At 65.7% G+C, this 20507-nt stretch carries 18 protein-coding genes; 17 read left to right on the forward strand and 1 reads right to left on the reverse strand.

The window, feature by feature from the left end:
* Positions 1 to 73: 73 nt before the first annotated feature.
* The 12 genes from nrdF (at position 74) to tdh (ending at position 14500) form a co-directional block, all read left to right on the forward strand.
* Positions 74 to 1054, forward strand: coding sequence for a class 1b ribonucleoside-diphosphate reductase subunit beta (nrdF, locus tag DYI42_RS02735; RefSeq protein ID WP_213544386.1), 981 nt, complete (start codon positions 74 to 76; stop codon positions 1052 to 1054).
* 105 nt (positions 1055 to 1159) lie between these two features.
* The gene (locus DYI42_RS02740; RefSeq protein WP_213544387.1) at positions 1160 to 1834 is read left to right on the forward strand and encodes a paraquat-inducible protein A; all 675 of its coding nucleotides are present in this window, start codon (positions 1160 to 1162) and stop codon (positions 1832 to 1834) included.
* On the forward strand, positions 1831 to 2451 hold the full coding sequence (locus DYI42_RS02745; RefSeq protein WP_213544388.1) for a paraquat-inducible protein A: 621 nt from the start codon (positions 1831 to 1833) through the stop codon (positions 2449 to 2451). The genes DYI42_RS02740 and DYI42_RS02745 overlap by 4 nt, the downstream gene beginning before the upstream one ends.
* The gene (locus DYI42_RS02750; protein WP_213544389.1) at positions 2448 to 4553 is read left to right on the forward strand and encodes an MlaD family protein; all 2106 of its coding nucleotides are present in this window, start codon (positions 2448 to 2450) and stop codon (positions 4551 to 4553) included. Before DYI42_RS02745 ends, DYI42_RS02750 begins: the two co-directional genes overlap by 4 nt.
* Positions 4554 to 4556: 3 nt before the next feature.
* The gene (locus DYI42_RS02755; RefSeq protein ID WP_213544390.1) at positions 4557 to 5126 is read left to right on the forward strand and encodes a PqiC family protein; all 570 of its coding nucleotides are present in this window, start codon (positions 4557 to 4559) and stop codon (positions 5124 to 5126) included.
* Positions 5127 to 5304: 178 nt separating this feature from the next.
* On the forward strand, positions 5305 to 6885 hold the full coding sequence (locus DYI42_RS02760) for an ABC transporter substrate-binding protein (protein ID WP_213544391.1): 1581 nt from the start codon (positions 5305 to 5307) through the stop codon (positions 6883 to 6885).
* 71 nt (positions 6886 to 6956) lie between these two features.
* Positions 6957 to 8507 (forward strand): ABC transporter substrate-binding protein, encoded by a 1551-nt coding sequence (locus tag DYI42_RS02765; protein WP_213544392.1) that lies wholly within the window; start codon positions 6957 to 6959, stop codon positions 8505 to 8507.
* Positions 8508 to 8603: 96 nt separating this feature from the next.
* Positions 8604 to 9572: an ABC transporter permease gene (locus DYI42_RS02770; protein WP_213544393.1), complete on the forward strand. Its 969-nt coding sequence runs from the start codon at positions 8604 to 8606 to the stop codon at positions 9570 to 9572.
* Entirely contained in the window at positions 9569 to 10474 is a 906-nt protein-coding gene (locus DYI42_RS02775; RefSeq protein WP_213544394.1) for an ABC transporter permease, read from the forward strand. Before DYI42_RS02770 ends, DYI42_RS02775 begins: the two co-directional genes overlap by 4 nt.
* Positions 10471 to 12192, forward strand: coding sequence for an ABC transporter ATP-binding protein (locus tag DYI42_RS02780; RefSeq protein ID WP_213544395.1), 1722 nt, complete (start codon positions 10471 to 10473; stop codon positions 12190 to 12192). Before DYI42_RS02775 ends, DYI42_RS02780 begins: the two co-directional genes overlap by 4 nt.
* 77 nt (positions 12193 to 12269) lie before the next feature.
* Positions 12270 to 13457 (forward strand): glycine C-acetyltransferase, encoded by a 1188-nt coding sequence (locus DYI42_RS02785; protein ID WP_213544396.1) that lies wholly within the window; start codon positions 12270 to 12272, stop codon positions 13455 to 13457.
* Positions 13458 to 13471: 14 nt separating this feature from the next.
* The gene (tdh, locus tag DYI42_RS02790; protein ID WP_213544447.1) at positions 13472 to 14500 is read left to right on the forward strand and encodes an L-threonine 3-dehydrogenase; all 1029 of its coding nucleotides are present in this window, start codon (positions 13472 to 13474) and stop codon (positions 14498 to 14500) included.
* A gap of 10 nt (positions 14501 to 14510) precedes the next feature.
* Here the strand turns inward: tdh and DYI42_RS02795 are convergent, their stop codons facing one another.
* Positions 14511 to 14975, reverse strand: coding sequence for an Lrp/AsnC family transcriptional regulator (locus DYI42_RS02795; protein WP_213544397.1), 465 nt, complete (start codon positions 14973 to 14975; stop codon positions 14511 to 14513).
* 102 nt (positions 14976 to 15077) lie between these two features.
* Here DYI42_RS02795 and DYI42_RS02800 point away from each other — a divergent pair, with 102 nt between their 5' ends.
* From DYI42_RS02800 to DYI42_RS02820, 5 genes are read left to right on the forward strand one after another with little or no spacing between them, the layout of a single operon-like run.
* The gene (locus DYI42_RS02800; RefSeq protein WP_213544398.1) at positions 15078 to 16538 is read left to right on the forward strand and encodes an aminotransferase class V-fold PLP-dependent enzyme; all 1461 of its coding nucleotides are present in this window, start codon (positions 15078 to 15080) and stop codon (positions 16536 to 16538) included.
* The gene (locus DYI42_RS02805; protein ID WP_213544399.1) at positions 16535 to 17881 is read left to right on the forward strand and encodes an MFS transporter; all 1347 of its coding nucleotides are present in this window, start codon (positions 16535 to 16537) and stop codon (positions 17879 to 17881) included. Before DYI42_RS02800 ends, DYI42_RS02805 begins: the two co-directional genes overlap by 4 nt.
* Before the next feature lie 32 nt (positions 17882 to 17913).
* A complete protein-coding gene (locus tag DYI42_RS02810; protein ID WP_213544400.1) occupies positions 17914 to 19389 on the forward strand; it encodes an NAD(P)-binding domain-containing protein in 1476 nt (491 codons plus the stop codon).
* A gap of 56 nt (positions 19390 to 19445) precedes the next feature.
* Complete coding sequence (locus tag DYI42_RS02815) at positions 19446 to 19859, forward strand: hypothetical protein (RefSeq protein WP_342344596.1); 414 nt, start codon at positions 19446 to 19448, stop codon at positions 19857 to 19859.
* Positions 19856 to 20446: a peroxidase-related enzyme gene (locus DYI42_RS02820; RefSeq protein WP_213544401.1), complete on the forward strand. Its 591-nt coding sequence runs from the start codon at positions 19856 to 19858 to the stop codon at positions 20444 to 20446. Before DYI42_RS02815 ends, DYI42_RS02820 begins: the two co-directional genes overlap by 4 nt.
* Positions 20447 to 20507: the final 61 nt, after the last annotated feature.

Consider the following 20507-nt stretch of genomic DNA (forward strand, 5'->3'; position numbering starts at 1 on the left):
GATTTTTCGGGCCCGAAGAATTTTCGTGAAAATTCTTCTCCAACGATCAACGTTCCGCCAAAGGACCGCCGCCATGAAAGACACCGTCACCACCGCCCGCCCCGTGCCCGCCGCGATCAACTGGAACCGGCTGCAGGACGACAAGGATTTGGAAATCTGGAACCGGCTCACCGCCAATTTCTGGCTTCCCGAGAAGGTGCCACTCTCGAACGACATCCAGAGCTGGTCGCAACTCACCGATGAAGAGCGGCAACTCACCATCCGCGTGTTCACCGGCCTCACCCTGCTGGATACGATCCAGAACACCGTGGGCGCGCCCGCGCTGATGCCCGATGCGCAAACCCCGCACGAAGAGGCGGTGCTGACCAACATCGCCTTCATGGAGGCGGTCCATGCGCGGTCCTATTCGTCAGTGTTCTCGACCCTGTGCCAGACATCGGAAGTGGACGAGGCGTTTCGCTGGTCGGCGGAAAACGAGCACCTGCAAGCCAAGTCGCGGCTGATCCTCGACGAGTATGACGCTGCCTCAAACCCGCTGCGCAAGAAGATCGCCTCGGTCTTCCTCGAGAGCTTCCTCTTCTACTCCGGCTTCTACCTGCCGATGCACTGGTCGTCCCGCGCGCGGCTGACCAACACCGCCGACCTCATTCGCCTCATCATCCGCGACGAGGCGATCCACGGCTATTACATCGGCTACAAGTTCCAGCGGGCGATGGAGCGGCTGCCCGAGGCGGAGCGCACCGAGCTGAAGGACTTTGCCTTTGCCCTGCTCTTCGACCTTTACGACATCGAGGCCCGCTACACCGAGCAGCTCTACGACGGGCTGGGGCTGACCGAGGATGTGAAGGCGTTCTTGCACTACAACGCCAACAAGGCGCTGCAAAATCTCGGTTTCGAGGCGCTCTTCCCCGACGAGGCCTGCCGGGTGAACCCCGCCATCATGGCCGCGCTGTCGCCCGGCTCGGACGAGAACCACGATTTCTTTTCCGGCTCCGGCTCCAGCTACGTGATCGGCAAGACGGTGGCGACCGAGGATGAAGACTGGGATTTCTGAGGTGGCGATGCCGTTCGGGGTGCCACGATGCGGCGCGACAGGCCTTGTGACCCCCGGGCGCGGGGGCTACCGTCGGGTGCACCTTCAGGAAGGCCCCGTAGCCGAATGGCCAGCCCACAAGACGTTCCCCGCGCCGAGTTGATCGGTTGCCCCAACTGCGACCTGCTTCATCATGCAAAGCACGTTGCGGATGGGGAGCGGGCGATTTGCAGCCGGTGCCATACCGTGCTGATCGCGCCGCGTGCGGCTGCCTACAATCGCGCGCTGGCGCTCTCGGTGGCCAACCTGATCCTCGTGGTGGCGGCGGTGTTTCATCCCTTCCTCGAAATCCACGCCGCCGGGATCGTCAACCGCGTCTCGCTGCTCGACGTGGCAACCAGCTTCGGGTCGGGGGCGCTTGTTGTCGTTTCCGTCACCTCGGTTGCGATGATCCTGCTGGTGCCGCTGTTGCGCGCCGTCTTCCTGGCCTACGCCCTCGCGCCGCTCGCCTTGCAGCACCGGGCCTATCCGGGGGCCCGCTGGGCCTTTCGGGTGACGCAGCAGATGAAGCCCTGGGCGATGACGGAGATCTTTGCCATCGGCTGCGCGGTGGCCCTGGTGAAGGTGGCCGATCTTGCGCGGCTCAATTTCGGCCCCGCGTTCTGGATGTTCATCGTGCTCTCGGCTTTCGTGCTGCTGGTCGATCGCTCGCTGTGCAGCTGGTCGATCTGGGCGGCGCTGGATGAGGCCGAGCAAGAACCGGGACGCGGGACCGCGCCCGCACCGACGGTGCGGCCATGACAACCGCACGCCAGGCAGGCCTCGTGACATGCCGCACCTGTGCCCGGGTCTGGCCGATGCAGACGGAAAGCTGCGGGCGCTGCGGCATGCCGCTGACGTCGCGCGAGCCGATGAGCCTTCAGAGGGTCTGGGCGTGGTGGCTGGCCGGGCTTGTCTGCTACATCCCGGCCAACCTCTACCCGATGCTTGTCACCGAAACGCTCACCAGCCGCTCGGATGACACCATCATCGGCGGCGCCATCGAGATCGCCCGGCACGGCGATCTCGGCATCGCCCTGATCGTGCTCATTGCCTCCGTCTTCATCCCTGTCATCAAGTTCATCGCCATCGGCTACCTTGCCCTGTCGGTGCGTATGCGATCGCAGAAGACACCCGTGGCGCGGATGCACTTGTTTGAAGTCATTGAATTTATTGGGCGCTGGTCCATGATCGACGTGTTCGTGGTTGCGATTCTGAGTGCGCTGGTGCAACTCTCCGTGGTGGCCTCCATTCAACCCGGCCCGGCGGCCCTCGCGTTTGCACTCTCGGTGATCTTTACGATGTTCTCTGCAAAATCCTTCGACCCTCGGCTGATCTGGGATTATCTGCCCAGCCGGGCAGGGCAGGGCGCCTCATGACCGACGGCTTCAGCGAATTGCAGGTGCAGCCCGGCGGCGGGGCGCGCAGGCTGTCGTTTGTCTGGATGGTGCCCGTTCTGGCGCTGCTGATCGCCGTGGGCGTGGCGTGGCAGAACTACGCCAATCAGGGCGTGCTCATCGAGGTGGCCTTCCCCAGCGCCAACGGCGTGCATGCCGATGAAACCGAGCTGCGCTACCGCGATATCGCCGTGGGACAGGTGGAGGAGGTGCGGTTTTCCGATGCGCTGGACCAGGTGATCGTCAGCATCCGGGTGGATCAGGAGATTGCGCCCTTCGTGGATCAGCAGGCGCAGTTCTGGCTGGTGCGCCCGGAGGTGACCACGCAGGGTGTCACCGGCCTCGATACGGTGCTCTCCGGGGTCTACATCGAGGGCGACTGGGACGGAGAGGCCGGTGTGCCGGCCTCGCAGTTCGAGGCCCTGGCCAAAGCCCCTCTGCTTTCGGGCGGCCAGAAGGGCACAATCATCAAGCTCAGCTCCAGCACAGGCCTGCCACCCACGGCCACGCCGATCCTGTTTCGGGGCGTCAGGGTCGGGCAGATCGGCGAGGCCACCATCGGTGGGGACGGGCAAACCATCGTGGCTGACGCGGTGATCTTCTCTCCGCACGATCAGCTGATTTCTTCGACCACGCGGTTCTGGGACGTGTCCGGCATCAGTTTCTCGCTCGGGGCTGCAGGTGCGACTGTGGATTTCTCTTCGCTGGCCTCGCTGCTTGCCGGCGGCGTCGCCTTCGAGACGCTCGGATCGGGGGGCGTGTCGATCGAGGATGGGCGCGAGTTTTCGCTTTTTGCCGATGAGCAGGCGGCCCGGCAAAGCTTCCTGATCGACAATGAAACCGGCGGTGTCGAGTTTCTTGCCATCTTCGACCAGAACCTGCCCGGCCTGCGGGTTGGTTCGGCGGTTCAGCTGGGTGGGTTGCAGATCGGCGAGGTGACAACCATCGCCGGGGTCACCGATGAGGCCCGCTTTGGCGATGGCCGGGTGCGCCTGCTGACAACCCTGCGGTTGGTGCCCAGTCGGATCGGGTTCAATGGAGGCGACGATGCGGAAGACGATGCGGCCTTCGTCGACTTCATCGAGCGCCGGGTGAACGAGGGCCTCAGGGCGCGGCTCGCCAATGTGGCGCTGCTGACCAACGAGCTTCAGGTCGATCTCTTCCTGGCCCCGGATGCGGACCCGGCGGCGCTTGACAGAAGTGCCGACCCGTTCCCCCAGATCCCCACCACCGCGCCGAACGTGACGGATGTGACGACGACCGTGCAGGACTTGCTCCAACGGATCGACGATTTGCCGGTGGAAGAGGTGATGGCGAGCGTTATCGACTTTCTCGATGCTTCCACCACGCTGGTGTCCAGCGAGGAAACACAGGCCATTCCCGGCGAGGTCGCCGAAACCCTCGCCGAGTTGCGCAAGACGGTCGCCAGCACCCGCGCGCTGGTGGAATCCGAGGAAATCGGTGCGCTTCCCGGCGAGATCGCGGCGCTTTCGGCCAGCCTTCAGGACACCGCCAACCGGATCAACGCCATCGTGGCCGATATCGAGGAAAAGGCGCTCGTCGCGCAGCTGACCGAGACCATCGCCGCCGTGGGGGCCGCAGCCGATACCGTGCCGGGGCTGGCCAAACAGGCGAGTTCGGTTCTGAGCGAGGCCGAAAAGCTCTCGTTGCAGGATCTGGCCACCCGCGCCGAAGAGCTGATCTCGGCCGCCGAGGCGGTGCTCAACCAGGACAGCGCCCGCGCGCTGCCCGAGGAGCTGAACGCAACCCTGACCGAGTTGCGCAGCACGCTCGCCAGTCTGCGCGAAGGCGGCCTGGTGGAAAACGCGAATGCCACGCTGGCCTCCGCTCGCGGGGCCGCCGAGGCGGTGTCGAAAGCCACCGAATCCCTGCCCGAGCTTTCGGCGCGGCTGAACCGGCTGGCCGGACAGGCTGGCGCGGCGGTTGACAACTTTTCCCGCGATGGCGATGCCGGACGCGAGCTTTCGGCCACCCTGCGCCAGATCGAGGCGGCGGCGGCGGCGCTGGAGCGGCTGGCGCGGCAGATTTCGCGAAACCCGAATTCCATTCTGATCGGACGCTGACACATGACCCGTTTGCTTGCCATTCTGCTGGCCGCTGTTGCCCTCGCCGCCTGCTCGGGGGCCGATATTCGCGTGGCCCCTGCCGGTGTGGCCGCACCCACCGCGCCCACCGAGCGCGTGAGTATCCGCTATCGCAGCGTCGAGGTGGCGCTGGTGACCATGCCCACCTATGCCACCACGGAAGAGATCGTGATTGCCGCGGCGGATGGCACGGTGGTGCCGATCGGGGCGCTCTGGTCGGACGAGCCGGCGCGGGCGATGACGCTCCAGCTTGCGCGCGAGCTGGGCGTGGTGACGAGCCGGATCGTGGCGCCCGAGCCCTGGCCCTTCCGTGACCGGGCAGATGCGCGGGTGGACGTGCGGGTGGAAGACTTCCACGCCACGCAGCGCGGCACCTTCCGCATTGCCGGGCAGTATTACGTGGCGCCCGAGGAGGCCGGCCGCGAAGTTGCCCGCGGCTTTGCCGTTGAGGCGCCGATCGTTGGCGCGCCGACCGCTGCCAGCATCGCCTCCGCCCGGACCGCTGCAACAGGCCGCCTTGTTGTGGCCATTGCGCGCGACAGCCTGCGCTAGGCCCCTGACCCGTTCCTCCGGGCCAGATTGCGCGGATACACCCAAGCCGCCGCGACGTCAGCCACCGCCCGCTGCATAGTTTTTCCGTGAAGGGACTTGGCACAGGGGCGGGCACATGATGTGCTGCCACATCACCCCCGCGTGAACGGAGGGGAGAATGACAACCAGGGAGATATCCATGACCAATTCGAAAGGCCTTCTGGCGCTCGCGGCGCTCTTGTCGACGACGACGCTCGCCTCGGCAGAAACTCTGCGCTGGGCCCGCGCGGGCGACGCGCTCACGCTCGATCCGCACGCCCAGAACGAGGGGCCGACGCATACCATCCGCCACCAGATGTACGAGCCGCTCATCATCCGTGACGTCACCGGCGCCTTCGAGCCTGCGCTGGCCACCGAATGGGCGCCCAGCGAAGATGATCCCAACGTCTGGGTCTTCAAGCTGCGTGAAGGTGTTAAGTTTCATGGCGGCGAGGACTTCACCGCCGAGGATGTGGTGTTTTCCTTCGAGCGGGCCAAATCGGAAAATTCCGACATGAAGGAGCTGCTCAGCTCCGTCGTTGAGGTGCGCGCCGTCGATGACTACACCATCGAGATCGTGACGGACGGGCCCAACCCGATCCTGCCCGCGAACCTGACCAACCAGTACATCCTCGACAAGGGATGGGCCGAGGCCAATGACACCGTGGCGGTGCAGGATTTCGAAGGTGGCGAGATCACCTATGCCACCACGAACGCCAACGGCACCGGCCCCTACATCCTGCAATCGCGTGAGCCCGACGTGCGCACGGTGATGGTGCGCAATGAGGAGTATTGGGGGCGTGACCAGTTTCCCATGGAAGTGTCGGAGATTGTCTATACCCCGATCCAGAACGCCGCGACCCGCGTGGCCGCGCTGCTCTCGGGCGAGGTGAACTTCCTTCAGGACATGCCGGTGCAAGACCTCGAGCGCGTCGCGGGCGCCGATGGGCTGACCGTCAAGAAGGCGCCGCAGAACCGCGTGATCTTCTTTGGCATGAACCAGGGGCCGGATGATATCGAGGCCGATGATGTTGATGGCGCCAACCCGCTGGCCGACGTGCGCGTGCGCAAGGCCATGTCGATGGCGATCAACCGCGATGCCATCCAGCAGGTGGTGATGCGCGGTCAGTCCGAACCCGCCGGCATGATCGCCCCGCCCTTCGTGAACGGCTGGACCGAAGAGATGGACGGCGCAAGCGTGACCGACATCGAAGGGGCCAAGGCGCTGATGGAAGAGGCCGGATATGCCGATGGCTTCTCGATCCGGCTCGACTGCCCGAATGACCGCTACATCAACGACGAGGCGATCTGCCAGGCGGCCGTTGGCATGCTGGGCCAGATCGGCGTTACGGTGAACCTGGATGCCAAGCCCAAGGCCCAGCACTTCCCGCTGATCACCGACGGCAAGAGCGACTTTTACATGCTCGGCTGGGGCGTTCCGACCTACGACTCCGAGTATATTTTCAACTTCCTCGTGCATGGCCGCGAAGGTGACATCGGCACCTGGAATGCCACCGGCTATGACAACGACGAGCTCGACGCCAAGATCAAGTCGCTGGCCTCCAACACCGATCTCGATTCGCGCAACGCGGATATCGCCGAGATCTGGAAGGTGGTGCAGGACGAAGCGCTCTACATCCCGATCCACCACCAGGTGCTGAACTGGGGCATGGCCGAAGGCGTGGGCATCGAGGTTGATCCCGAGGATCAGCCGAAGGTGAAATACTTCACCATGAACTAGGCCTTGTGCCGTGGGGCCGTCCGCCTACGCGGGCGGCCCATATCCCAGCAATCTGCATTGGAGGAGACCAGATGCGCCGCCTTTCCACCGCTCTCGCGCTCGTGCTTGCGCTGCCCGCAACGGCCGAGGAGTTCAACTTCGCCGTCACCACCGACCCGCAGACGATGGACCCGCATGCCGTCAACTCCACGCCGGTGCTCGGGTTTCTCAACAACGTCTATGAAGGCCTCGTGCGGCGCGGCAAGGATATGTCGATCGAGCCCGCCCTTGCGGTGAGCTGGGAACCCATCGGCGAGGGCGAGGGCTGGCGCTTCAAGCTGCGCGAGGGCGTGACGTTTCAGGATGGCGCCGAGTTTACCGCCGATGACGTGATCTTCTCCTACGAGCGCGCCTCTTCCGAGCAGGCCGACACCTCGAGCTGGTTCGCGCCGGTGAGCGAGGTGGTCAAGGTCGATGACTACACCGTCGACATCATGACAACTGCGCCCAACCCGATCTTCCCCGACTCCATCGCCAACTGGATGATGATGGACAGCGGCTGGGCCGAGGCCAACGGTGCCGCGCGCCCCGACAAGGAGCAGGGCAACTACGCCACGCTCAACGCCAACGGCACCGGCCCCTTTCAGGTGGTGTCGCGCCAGCCGGATCTTGAAACCGTGCTGGAGCCACATGAGGGCTGGTGGGGCGAGGTGGAGCACAACCTCACCCGGGTGACGATGACCCCGATCCAGAACCCGGCCACCGCGCTTGCCGCGCTGCTTTCCGGTGACGTGGATTTCATCAACCCGGTGCCGATCCAGGACGTGGCGCGCCTTGAGGGCAACCCCGAGGTCCGCGTGATCCAGGGCATCGAGGCGCGGGTGATCATGCTGGGGTTCGACCAGCAGGAGGGCGCCGCCGAGAGCGGGCAGGGCGGGGCAGACATGTTCGTCGATCCGCGTGCGCGGGAGGCGGTGGCCAAGGCCATCAATGTGCCCGCGATCCTGCAAACCATCATGCGCGGCAACGCCGAGGTGGCCAGCCAGATGGTCAGCCCGGCGATGCGCGGCTACTCCGAGGCCCACGCCGCGCCCTACGCCTATGACGCCGAGGCCGCGCGCAGCCTCGCCGAAGAGGCGGGGCTCACCGGCCAGACCATCGCGTTCAAATGCCCGAATGACCGCTACCTGAACGACGAGGCGGTGTGCCAGGCCATCACCTCGATGCTGGCGCAGGCAGGCATGGAGGTGTCACTCGATGCCATGCCCGTCTCCAACTACTGGCCCGAGCTGCGTGCCGACAACTTCGACATGTACCTGCTGGGCTGGTCGCCGGGCACCTTCGATGCCGAGCACCCGATCCGCTTTCTGGCCGCCACGCAAGACGACGAGGCCAAGCTGGGCAGCTGGAACTTTGGCGGCTACTCCAACGCGCGCGTCGACGAACTCCTGCCGATGATCCAGTCGGAGATTGACGATACAGCCCGTCAGGCCATGCTCGACGAGACCGCCAAGATCCTTCAGGACGAGGTCGCCTATGTGCCGCTCTACGTGCAGCCCCTGGTTTGGGGCGCCCGCTCCGGTGTGGAGCTGACACAGCGCCCCGACGATTTCTTCATCCTGCGCTGGGTCACGGTAAACTAGCGCCGCAAGCTCAACCGCTCCGGGGCCCGGCCAAGGGCCCCAGCCACCCGCCAGAGGTGGCACCAGCCCCGGGGCGCGTTTCAAAGGGACAGATCAGTGCTCTCCTTCATCGTCAAACGCGTCGGACAGTCGATCCTCGTGCTCCTGATCACGGGGCTCGTGGCCTTCTCGATGTTCACCTTCGTCGGTGATCCGATCGACAACATGCTAGGGCAGGAGCGCACGATTGAGGATGTCGAGCGGTTGCGGCAGCAGCTTGGCCTCGATAAGCCCTTCGTGGTGCAATACTACCGTTTCCTCGAACAGGCGGTGCAGGGCAACTTCGGTGTGTCCTACCGGCAGGGCCGCCCGGTGGCCGAGATCCTGCTGGAGCGCGCCCCGGCCACGCTGGAGCTTGCGGCGGTGTCGGGCATCTTCGCCATCCTTCTGGGCATCGCGCTGGGCGTCTTCACGGCGATCCGGCGCAACGGGATTGCCGCCAACCTCATCATGTCGGCGTCGCTCATCGGGGTTTCGCTGCCCACCTTCCTCATCGGCATCCTGCTGATCTATCTCTTCAGCGTGGAACTGGGCTGGCTGCCCAGCTTCGGGCGGGGCGACACGGTGGATCTGGGCGGCTGGACGACCGGCTTTCTCACCGCCTCCGGCCTGAAGGCCCTGATCCTGCCGTCGATCACGCTGGGGCTCTACCAGATGACGCTGATCATGCGTCTCGTCCGCTCGGAGATGCTGGAGGTGCTGCGGCAGGATTACATCCGCTTTGCCAAGGCACGCGGGCTGAGCGACAGGGTCGTCAACTTCCGCCACGCGCTGAAGAACACCATGGTCCCGGTCATCACCGTGATCGGCCTTCAGCTTGGCTCCATCATCGCCTTCGCCATCATCACCGAGACGGTATTCCAGTGGCCCGGCGTCGGCCTGCTCTTCATCAACGCCATCCAGTTCGTCGATATTCCGGTGATGGCGGCCTACCTCATGCTGATCTCGGTGATGTTCGTGGGCATCAACCTGCTGGTGGACATTCTCTATGCCTTTATCGATCCCCGCCTGAGGGTGGCCGCATGACCCGGTTCTTCGACAGCGACATCTTCTATGCCTTCCGCACCAGCCCGGTGGCCATCGCCTCGGCCGTGGTGACGGCGCTGCTGGTGCTTTCGGCGGTTTTCGCCCCGCTGATCGCGCCAACCAATCCCTTCGACCCGGCCAGCCTGAACCTGATGAACGGCTTCACCCGCCCGATGGAGCCAAACGCCTTCACCGGCGAGAGCTTCCTGCTGGGGACCGACGACCAGGGGCGTGATGTGTTCTCCACCATCCTCTACGGGTTGCGCATCTCGCTCTTCGTGGGGGTCTCGGCGGTGCTCTTTGCGATGGTGCTGGGCATCTTCCTCGGGCTGCTCAGCGGCTACCTCGGCGGCTGGACGGAAACCATCATCATGCGCATCGCCGATGTGCAGCTCACCTTCCCCTCGATCCTCGTGGCCATGCTCATCTTCGGCGTCGCCAAGGGGGTCACTCCGGTCGAATACCGCGACCAGATGGCAATCTGGGTGTTGATCCTCGCCATCGGCCTGTCGGACTGGGTGCAGTTCGCCCGCGTGGTGCGTGGTGCGACGCTGGTGGAAAAGTCCAAGGACTACGTTGCCGCCGCCCGCCTCATCGGGCGCTCGCCGCTGCGGATCATGCTGCGCCACATCCTGCCCAACGTGCTCTCTCCAGTGCTGGTGATCGCCACCATCTCGCTCGCATTGGCCATCATCGCCGAGGCCACCCTCAGCTTCCTCGGCGTCGGCGCACCAGCCACCCAGCCTTCGCTCGGCACGCTGATCCGGATCGGGCAGGGTTTTCTCTTCTCCGGCGAGTGGTGGATCCTGTTCTTCCCGGCCTGCACGTTGCTGGCCCTTGCGCTGGCGGTGAACCTGCTGGGCGACTGGCTGCGCGATGCACTCAACCCGAGGCTCCGATGACAGACCCCGTTCTCTCCATCCGCAACCTCACGGTTGAAATCCCCACCCGGCGCGGCCTGTTCAAGCCGGTCGAGGGCGTCTCCTATGACATTCGCCCCGGCGAGATCCGCGGCGTGGTGGGGGAGTCCGGCGCGGGCAAATCCATGACGGGCAACGCCGTGATCGGCCTGCTGGACCCGCCCGCGCGAATCGCCGAGGGCGAGATCTGGCTGAACGGGCGGCGGATCGACCAGCTCGACGCCGAAGAGAAGCGCAAGATTCGCGGCAAGGAGATCGGCATGATCTTCCAGGATCCGCTGACCTCGCTGAACCCGCTCTTCACAGTGGGCGAGCAACTGGTGGAAACCATCCAGCTCCACCTCCGGCTCAGCCAGAGCGAGGCGAAGACGCGCGCCATCGCCCTGCTGGACCGGGTGCGCATCCCGAACCCGGAAGAGCGGTTCCACCAGTATCCGCACCAGTTTTCGGGTGGCATGCGGCAGCGCGTGGTGATCGCCCTCGCGCTCTGCTCCGAGCCCTCCGTGATCGTCGCCGACGAGCCCACCACCGCGCTTGATGTCAGCATTCAGGCGCAGGTGCTCGACCTCATCAAGGAGCTGGCGCAGGAGCGGCAGGTGGGGGTGATCCTCATCACCCACGACATGGGGGTGATCGCCGATACGACCGACCAGGTGACGGTGATGTATTCGGGCAAGGTGGTGGAGCAGGGCGCCACCGCGCAGATCCTCGGCGCGCCGAGCCATGAATATACCAGAAGCCTCATCGCCGCCGTGCCGCGCCCGCAGGTCAAGCTGCACCGCTTTCCACAGGTCAGCTACGGCGGGCGGGAGACCAGCTTCAAGATCGAAGATCTCGCCCGCAACTGGGATCGCTCCGCCACCTCGCAATCGGGCACCCTGCTAAGGGTCGAGGGGCTGACCAAGCGCTTCCTCTCCAAGGGATCGCTGCTGCCTTCGCGCCGGGAGTATTTCACCGCCGTCGACAAGGTGAGCTTTGACATCAGGGATGGCGAGGTCTTCGGGCTGGTGGGCGAGTCCGGCTCGGGTAAATCCACCGTCGCCCGGATGATCGCCACGCTCTACCCGGTGGATGAAGGCACCGTCACCTTCGACGGAGAGGAGATGACGGCGATGGATGCGGCAGGCCTCGCGCGCTACCGGCGGCAGATCCAGATGATCTTTCAGGATCCGTTCTCCTCGCTCAACCCGCGCATGTCGGTGGGCGACATCGTGGCCGAGCCGCTCATCCACCACAAGCTGCTGCCCCGCACCGAGATTGCCCCGCGCGTCCGCGAACTGCTCGACCGCGTCGGCCTTGCCGCCGATGCGCACCGCAAATACCCGCACGAGTTTTCTGGCGGTCAGCGCCAACGCATCTCCATTGCCCGCGCGCTTGCCACCCAGCCGCGCTTCCTGATCTGCGACGAGCCCACCTCGGCGCTCGACGTGTCGATCCAGGCGCAGATCCTGAACATCCTCAAGGATCTCCAGGAGTATCTCGGCCTGACCATGCTTTTCATCTCGCATGATCTGCCGGTGGTGCGGCAGATGTGCGACCGTGTGGGCGTGATGCGGCAGGGGCAGTTGGTGGAGGTGCAGGACACCGCCGCGCTCTTCGAGCAGCCACAATCCGACTACACCCGCGAATTGCTTGAGCTGATGCCGCGCCTCGATCAACTCTCGGAAGACGAGATCGCAGGCCTGCGGGCTGAAAGATGATACCCCGGACCATGGGCGAACCCGCCTTTCAGGCTGCCGCCGAAGAGTCCGCCTGACGCGCAAAAAGGAGGTCTTCCATGTCCGACCGGTTCATCGCCGATCTGAACGCAACGCTCGCCGATATCGAGGCCGACGGGCTGATGAAGCGCGAGCGGCTGATCACCTCGCCACAGGGGGCCGAGATCGCGGTGGGCGGGCATGAGGTGATCAACCTCTGCGCCAACAACTATCTCGGGCTGGCGGATCACCCCGACCTGATCCGCGCCGCCCGCGACGTGATGGAGGACAAGGGGTTCGGCATGGCCTCGGTGCGGTTCATCTGCGGCACGCAGGATCTTCACAGGGCCCTGGAGCAGAAGCTGGCGGAGTTCCTCGGCAAGGATGACTCGATCCTCTTCGCCGCCTGTTTCGACGCCAACGGTGGACTCTTCGAGCCGCTCCTGGGACCGGAGGACGCGGTTGTTTCGGACGCGCTCAACCACGCCTCGATCATCGACGGCATCCGGCTCTGCAAGGCGCGCCGCTTCCGCTATGCCAACAGCGACATGGCCGACCTGGAGGCGAAGCTGAAGGAGGCCCGCGAGGGCGGGGCGCGGCATGTGATGATCGCTACCGACGGGGTCTTCTCGATGGATGGCTACCTTGCCAACCTGCCCGAGATCACCCGGCTGGCGAAGGAGTACGACGCCGTGGTGATGGTCGATGACTGCCACGCCACCGGCTTCATGGGCGCGCGCGGCGCAGGCACGCCGGAGCACTTCGGCGTCGATGTCGACATCCTCACCGGCACGCTGGGCAAGGCGCTGGGCGGCGCGCTGGGCGGCTATATCGCCGGACCGCAGCCGGTGATCGACCTGCTGCGCCAGCGCGCGCGGCCCTACCTCTTCTCCAACGCGCTGCCGCCCTCGATCGTCGCCGCCGGGATCGAGGCGATCCGGCTGGTGGAGGCGGGCGGTGACCTGCGTGCGCGGCTTTTCGAGAACGCGCGATACTGGCGCGACGGGCTGAGCGACCTCGGCTTTGACCTGCTCGACGGCGAGCACCCGATCATCCCGGTCATGCTGGGCGAGGCGCCGCTGGCACAGAAAATGGCCGCCGGGCTCTTCGAGGAAGGTGTCTATGTGTCCGGTTTCTTCTATCCGGTGGTGCCGCACGGCAAGGCGCGCATTCGCACGCAGATGAACGCGGCGTTGACGCGCGACCAGCTCGACCGGGCGCTGGCAGCCTTCGGCAAGGTCGGGCGCGATCTGGGTGTGATCTCATGAGCCGGCCCAACACCATGAAGGCGCTGGAGAAATCCCGGCCCGAGGAGGGGCTGTGGATGGTGCAGGCACCGGTGCCCGAGATCGGGCCGGACGAGGTGCTGATCCGGGTCAACGCCACCGGCATCTGCGGCACGGATATCCATATCTGGAACTGGGACGACTGGGCGCAGGCCACCGTGCCGGTGCCGATGATCACCGGCCACGAGTTTGCCGGTGAGATCGTGGAGCTCGGGCGCAACGTGACCGGGCTGAAGATCGGCCAGCGCTGCTCGGGCGAGGGCCATGTGGTGGGCACCGAGAGCCGGCAGAGCCGCTCGGGCAAGTTCCACCTCGATCCGGGCACGCGAGGCATCGGGGTAAACGTGCAGGGGGCCTTCGCCGAATACGTGAAGCTGCCCGCCTTCAACGTGGTGCCGCTGCCCGACGATATCCCCGACGAGATCGGCGCGATCCTCGATCCGCTGGGCAACGCGGTGCACACGGCGCTAAGCTTCGACCTTCTGGGCGAGGACGTGCTGATCACCGGGGCTGGGCCTATCGGGATCATGGCCGCCGCAGTGGCGCGCCACGCCGGCGCGCGCCACGTGGTGATCACCGACATCAACCCCGACCGGCTCAAGCTGGCCGAACACGTCTGCCGCAATGTCCGCACCGTCGATGTGCGCCACGAGGCGTTGCGCGACGTGATCGGCGAGCTGGGCATGACGCAGGGCTTCGACGTGGGGCTCGAAATGTCGGGCAGTCAGCAGGCGCTGGACCAGATGGTGGAAAGCCTGATCATGGGCGGCAAGATCGCCCTGCTTGGCATCCCGCCGGGCAAGTCGCCGGTGGATTGGTCGCACATCGTCTTCAAGGCGATCACCATCAAGGGCGTCTATGGGCGCGAGATGTTCGAGACCTGGTACAAGATGATCGCGATGCTGCAAAATGGGCTCGACGTGAGCCGGGTCATCACCCACCGGATGGGGGTGGACGAGTTCCGCGAGGGCTTCGCGGCGATGAAATCGGGCCAGTCCGGCAAGGTGGTGCTCGACTGGCGCTGAGGCCGCGCGGTTAGCTCAGGGGCACCGGGCGCTGCTCCTCGATCGCCTCCATCGCGAAATAGGAGGTCACCGTCTCCAGCTCGATGTTCTCGATGAGCCGCTTGTAGACATCGTCGTAGCCGGCCATGTCGCGGGCGACGATCTTCAGCAGATAGTCATATTCACCGCCGATGCGGAAGAAGTCGATCACCTCGGGGATGGCCGAGACGTGATGGCGGAACTGGCGCAGCCAGTCGGCGGAGTGGTGGCGCGTCTTGATCAGCGAGAAAACGACGAAACCGCCGCCCAGCCGCTCCCGGTCGATCACCACCGTGCGGTTGCGGATCACGCCGGAGGCCTCCAGTGCCTTTAGCCGCCGCCAGCAGGCGTTCTGCGACAGGCCCACCTTCTCGGCCAGCGCGCGCTGGGACTGGCCGGCATCGCGCTGAAGCTGTTCGAGGATGCGAGAGTCGAAATGATCTATTTTATGCGCCATATCGCGATCATATGACCCAAATCATGGATTTCAAAGGCAAAGAACTGTGAAGAAATTTGCGCAAATTGCGTCATTATCGATCTGACGACATCAGGGGACAAGATGACCGCGCTCGAAGACTTCAAGGCCGCGCTGCGGAGCGACGACCTGCACGACCGCATCCGAAAGGGGCTGATCGGCGAAGATGCGCAGATCGACGGGCCGTTCGGGCCGCGACCGCTGATCTATGCCGACTACGTCGCCTCCGGGCGGGCGCTGGCGCAGGTCGAGGATTTCATCCGCGACCGGGTGCTGCCCTACTATGCCAATACCCACACCCAGGCCTCTTTCTGCGGCGAATACATGACCAAGCTGCGCGAGGCCGCGCGGGCCGAGATCGCCCGACTGACCGGGGCGGACGAGGGCATGAGCGTGGTCTTCACCGGCGCGGGCTCCACCGCCGGGATCAATCGGATCGTCGGCCTGCTGGATCTGGCCGCGATGGTGGCGGCGGGCGAGCGGGTGGTGGTGCTGACCGGGCCCTACGAGCACCACTCCAACATCCTGCCCTGGCGCGAGACCGGGGCGGAGGTGATCGAGATCGCCGAGGCGGCGGAAGGCGGCGTCGACATGGGCGCGTTGGCTGATGCGCTTGAGGCCGCCAGCGGTGCGGCGCGGATCGTCGGCACCTTCTCGGCGGCGTCCAACGTGACCGGCATCCTGACTGACGTGGATGCTGTCACCCGTATGCTGCGCGCCCACGGCGCGCTCGCGATCTGGGATTACGGCTGCGCCGGCCCCTATTGCGAGATGGACATGAAGCCCGGCACAGATGCGCAGAAGGATGCCATCGTCTTCTCGGTGCACAAGTTTCCCGGCGGTCCCGGGTCCAGTGGTGTCGCGGTGATCCGCGACGGGATCGCCCGTCGTGCCACCCCGACCCTTCCCGGGGGCGGCACAGTCAGTTTCGTCTCGCCCTGGGGGCATGTCTACTCCGGCAGCCTTGCGGCGCGGGAGGAGGGCGGCACGCCGAACGTGACCGGTGACATCCGCGCCGCCCTGGCGATGCTGGTCAAGGAGGCGCTGGGGCAGGGCTGGCAGGACAGGCGGTTGGCCGAGCTGCGGCGGCGGGCGCTCGACGTTTGGCAGCGGAACGACCGGATAGAACTGCTGGGCGTTCCCGGGGCCGAGGCGCTGCCGATCTTCTCCTTCCGGGTGCGCGACGGGCAGGGGGGGCTGGTGCACCACCAGTTCTTCACCCGGCTCCTGAGCGACATGACCGGCGTGCAGGCGCGCGGCGGCTGTGCCTGCGCCGGGCCCTATGGCCACCGGCTTCTGGGCCTCGGGCGCGCTGACTCCGATGCGACCATCGCGGCGCTCGAACAGGGCGAGGAAACCGCGAAACCCGGCTGGATCAGGCTTAACCTTTCGGCGCTGATGAGCGATGAGAAGGCAGATGCTATCATAGGAGCGGTCGACAATCTGGCGCGGATCGCACCAGACTATGCAGATCACTACCGCGTGGATACCAGTACAGCCCGGTTCAACGCCCACGGCATTCCCGAGGATACGCTCGCTTCATGACAGCAGCCCGGCTCAGCCCGATTGCCAATCCGACATTCCGCAGGCTGTTCGCGGCGCAGCTCTGCTCGCTGCTGGCCATCGGCTTGATGACAGTTGCAATGTCGCTGGCGGCCTACCGGATTGGCGGCGCGGCTGCGGCGGGGCAGATCCTGGGCTTCCTGCTGGCGGTGAAGATGGTGGCCTATGTGGGCGTGGCCCCGCTGGCCGAGGCGCTCTTTGCGGGCCGCTCGCGCAAGCGGGTGATGATCGCGCTGGACCTGGGCCGGATGGTGCTGTTGCTGCCGATGGCCTTCGCCACGCAGACCTGGCAGATCGCGGCGCTGGCGCTTCTGTTCTTCGCGGTCTCCGCCGGTTTCACCCCGCTGTTCCAGTCCGTCATCCCGGACGTGCTGCCCGAGGAGCGCGCCTACAGTCGCGCGCTGGTCTGGTCGCGCATCGCCTACACGCTGGAATCGGTGTTCTCGCCGGTGATCGCCGCCATGGTGCTGCAGCTGATCGTGGCGGAGTTCCTGTTCTGGGTGGCGGCGCTGGCCTTCCTGGGCTCGATCGCGGCTCTGCTCGTCACCCGCTTTCCGGCAGAGGCCGCGGACCGGCGCAGGCGGCCCTTCATGACCCGTGTGCTCAACGGGCTGCGCATCTACCACAATACGCCGCGGCTGCGCGGGCTGTTCCTGCTGAATTTCGCGCTCTCGCTGAGCATGGCCTGGGTACTGGTAAACTCGGTGGTGCTGGCGGGCGCGGTGCTGGGCGATGCCGAGCGGCACTATCCCATCCTTATGGCCTTCTACGGGCTGGGCGCCGCTGCGGGCGCCGTGGTGGTGCCGCGGCTCGTGGAGGCGCGGGACGAGCGCTTGGTTATGGCGGGCGGTGCGTTGATGCACGCGGGCCTCGGCCTCGCGATCCTGCTGCCGCTCGGCTATATCGGCCACATGGTGCTCTGGATCGGATTCGGGCTTGCCGCCTCGCTGGTGCTGACGCCCGGCGGGCTGGTGATCAGCCGCTCGGCGGCCACGGCGGATCGGCCGGCGGTGTTCGCTGCGCAGTTCTCGCTGTCGCACGCAGGCTGGCTGGTGGCCTATCCGCTGGCGGGGCAACTGGCGGCCTGGGTTGGGCTTGAGCCCGCGTTGGTTGCGCTCTCCGTTCTGACCGTCGGCATTGCCGCGCTCGCCTTGCGGGCCTGGCCCGCCGAGGATCCGCTGCAGCGTGAGCACGAGCATCCCGAGCTTTCCGACGATCATCCACATCTTCGCGAGACACCCGCGCGCGGGCCGCACAACCGGCACGCCCATCCCTTCCATATCGACGACCTCCACCCGGCGTGGTCGGGCAGCCGGCCTGCCTGACACGCCCCGGCCAGACGTACAGGAAAGACGACATGACACATGATTCCGCCTCCCCGATCGACGGCCAGGGTCTGCCCGCGCTGGAGGCACGTCTGCGCGAGGATCTGGCGTTTCTGTGCTGGCCGGGCAAGGACTGGGTGCCGCCGCGCGAGGGTGTGAGCGACGTGGTGATCATCGGCGGTGGCATGTGTGGCATGGTGGCCTGGATGGCGCTGAAGACCGGCGGTATCCACAATATCCGCATGCTCGACCGCGCGCCCGAGGGGCTGGAGGGCCCCTGGCTCACCTATGCCCGCATGGAAACCCTGCGCTCGCCCAAGGAGCTGACCGGCCCGGCCTTTGGCCACGGGGCGCTGAGCTTCCAGGCCTGGTATCGCGCGCAGTTCGGCACCGCGCAGTGGGAGGCGCTGTATCGTATCCCGCGCCCGATGTGGATGGACTACCTGCAATGGTACCGCAGGGTGTTGGAGATCCCGGTGGAGAACGGCGTCTCTGTCGACCGGGTGGAGCCTGAGGGAGATCTGCTGCGGCTGCATCTGTCCGGCGCGCAAGAGGCCTCGATCCTCACCCGCAAGCTTGTCTTCGCCACCGGGCGCGACGGCACCGGGCAGCCGAACATCCCCGGTTTCGTCGAGACGCTGGACCGCAGGTATTGGGCGCATAGTGCCGACGAGATCGACTTTGCCGCGCTGAAGGGCAAGCGCGTGGCGGTCGTCGGCGTGGGCGCCTCGGCTGTGGACAACGCGGCAGAGGCGCTTGAGCACGGGGCCGCCGAGGTGCGCCACCTGATCCGCCGCAAGGAGATGCCGACGATCAACAAGATGATGGGGATCGGCAGCTTCGGCTTCACCGCCGGATACGCCAGCCTGCCGGACGAATGGCGCTGGCGGTTCATGCAGTATTCCTTCGCCACCCAGACGCCGCCTCCGCATGGCTCGACCCTGCGGGTGAGCCGCCATCCCAATGCGCACTTCCATTTCGGCAAGGCCGTGGACTCGACCGTGGAGCGTGACGGCGCGGTGCAGGTGGGCTTTGCCGACGGCTCTTCCTACGAAGCGGATTTCGTGATCCTCGGCACCGGCTTCACCATCGACCCGCTGTCGCGCACCGAGTTTGGCGAGGCCGCGGGCGACATCCTGCTGTGGCAGGACGTCTATGCACCGCCCGCCGAAGAGCCCTCGCGCGATCTGGGCCGCTTTCCCTACCTCAACGCGGATTTCACCTTTCGCGAGAAGGTGCCGGGGCAAGCGCCCTGGCTCGCCAATGTCTACTGTTTCAACTACGGCGCTTCGGCGAGCCTGGGCAAGGTGAGCGGCGACATTCCGGGCATTTCGGAGGGGGCCGCCTGGATGGCGCGCGAGATGGCGGCGACGCTTTATGCCGAGGATGTGGAGACGCATTGGCAGGCGATGGTGGAATACGCCAAGCCCGAGCTCGACGGCAGCGAATGGGAGCCCAGCGAGCTGGGGGCCGAGGAAAAGCAGGAAAGAGAGGGGAAAGTGGCCTGATGGCTCTGGAGACCACCTCATTGAACAGCGCCGGTATCGGCGCGGACAACCCGGCTGTGAAGGCGCGCGCTAACATCTTCGAGATGACCCAGGAGGCCGAGGAGGCGGTTCTGCGCCCGAAGGATGCCGGCCCGTGGTCACACGCCCTGCGCGCGGCGCTCGCGGCCCGGATCGCGGTGCTGAACGGCGAGGCCGATCTGGCCACGCGCTACGCCGAAGGTGCCGAAGAGTTCGCCCCGCTCGCCGACCCGGATACGGATGGCACGGGGCAGGGGCTGGCCGAGGTTGTGGCCTTCATGGACAAGGTCGCAGCCGACACCCGCAACATCGCCGCCGAGGACATATCGGGCCTTCGTGCGGGTGGCGTGGCGGATGCCGACATCGTCCGCCTCTGCGAGCTGAACGCCTTTCTCGCCTACCAGATCCGGGTGATCGCCGGGCTGCGCCTGATGAAGGGGGCCTTCGCATGAACAATGTGATCCGCAAGTTCACCCGCAACGTGCCGCACTGGCAGCCGCGCGTGAAACCGGTGGACCTTCAGGAGGCCACCGAGGCGCAGCTCGACGCGCTCAAGGTAACGCCCTCCAACACCAAGGTTTCGGACTATGTGCTGACGCTGGCGCATGATGTCGAAAGCCTGAAGGTGCGCTCGCCGCTGTTCAATGCCATCATGTACGACAAGGGCGGGATGAGCCGGGCGGAGCGGGAATTGGGCGCGCTGGGGGCCTCGATGGTCAACCACTGCATCTATTGCGCCGCTGTTCATGCCATGCGCCATGCGCAGCTTGAGAAGTCGACCGAGGTGACCGACAAGCTGTTTCGCGATGGCGCGAAGGCCGAGCTGGGCAAGCGTGACCGGGCGATCTTCGATTTCGCGGTTGCGCTGTCGGAGTGCCCATCGCAGGCCGGGCCGGAGCATGTGGCAGCGCTCAAGGAGGCCGGGCTCGACGAGGCCGAGGTGCTGGATCTGATCCTTTCGGCCTCGCTCTTCGGCTGGGCCAACCGGCTGATGCACGTGCTGGGAGACCCGGTGCGGATTGACGACTCCGGGGCGTGATCCTCGGGGTCCTGTATGGCGAACGAGTTTCCGTTGAAATGTCGTAGAGTGGATTGAAATA

The sequence above is a fragment of the Vannielia litorea genome (genome assembly GCF_018424695.1).
In the GTDB taxonomy this organism is placed as follows: Bacteria; Pseudomonadota; Alphaproteobacteria; order Rhodobacterales; family Rhodobacteraceae; genus Vannielia; species Vannielia litorea_A.

What these genes read in the sequence shown, in the direction of transcription:
- DYI42_RS02755 (WP_213544390.1), top strand. Translation starts at nt 4,557, where the DNA reads ATGACCCGTTTGCTTGCCATTCTGCTGGCCGCTGTTGCCCTCGCCGCC.
- DYI42_RS02745 (WP_213544388.1), top strand. Translation starts at nt 1,831, where the DNA reads ATGACAACCGCACGCCAGGCAGGCCTCGTGACATGCCGCACCTGTGCC.
- DYI42_RS02780 (WP_213544395.1), top strand. Translation starts at nt 10,471, where the DNA reads ATGACAGACCCCGTTCTCTCCATCCGCAACCTCACGGTTGAAATCCCC.
- DYI42_RS02795 (WP_213544397.1), bottom strand. Translation starts at nt 14,975, where the DNA reads ATGGCGCATAAAATAGATCATTTCGACTCTCGCATCCTCGAACAGCTT.
- nrdF (WP_213544386.1), top strand. Translation starts at nt 74, where the DNA reads ATGAAAGACACCGTCACCACCGCCCGCCCCGTGCCCGCCGCGATCAAC.
- DYI42_RS02820 (WP_213544401.1), top strand. Translation starts at nt 19,856, where the DNA reads ATGAACAATGTGATCCGCAAGTTCACCCGCAACGTGCCGCACTGGCAG.
- tdh (WP_213544447.1), top strand. Translation starts at nt 13,472, where the DNA reads ATGAAGGCGCTGGAGAAATCCCGGCCCGAGGAGGGGCTGTGGATGGTG.
- DYI42_RS02740 (WP_213544387.1), top strand. Translation starts at nt 1,160, where the DNA reads ATGGCCAGCCCACAAGACGTTCCCCGCGCCGAGTTGATCGGTTGCCCC.
- DYI42_RS02805 (WP_213544399.1), top strand. Translation starts at nt 16,535, where the DNA reads ATGACAGCAGCCCGGCTCAGCCCGATTGCCAATCCGACATTCCGCAGG.
- DYI42_RS02785 (WP_213544396.1), top strand. Translation starts at nt 12,270, where the DNA reads ATGTCCGACCGGTTCATCGCCGATCTGAACGCAACGCTCGCCGATATC.
- DYI42_RS02750 (WP_213544389.1), top strand. Translation starts at nt 2,448, where the DNA reads ATGACCGACGGCTTCAGCGAATTGCAGGTGCAGCCCGGCGGCGGGGCG.
- DYI42_RS02760 (WP_213544391.1), top strand. Translation starts at nt 5,305, where the DNA reads ATGACCAATTCGAAAGGCCTTCTGGCGCTCGCGGCGCTCTTGTCGACG.
- DYI42_RS02800 (WP_213544398.1), top strand. Translation starts at nt 15,078, where the DNA reads ATGACCGCGCTCGAAGACTTCAAGGCCGCGCTGCGGAGCGACGACCTG.
- DYI42_RS02775 (WP_213544394.1), top strand. Translation starts at nt 9,569, where the DNA reads ATGACCCGGTTCTTCGACAGCGACATCTTCTATGCCTTCCGCACCAGC.
- DYI42_RS02765 (WP_213544392.1), top strand. Translation starts at nt 6,957, where the DNA reads ATGCGCCGCCTTTCCACCGCTCTCGCGCTCGTGCTTGCGCTGCCCGCA.
- DYI42_RS02810 (WP_213544400.1), top strand. Translation starts at nt 17,914, where the DNA reads ATGACACATGATTCCGCCTCCCCGATCGACGGCCAGGGTCTGCCCGCG.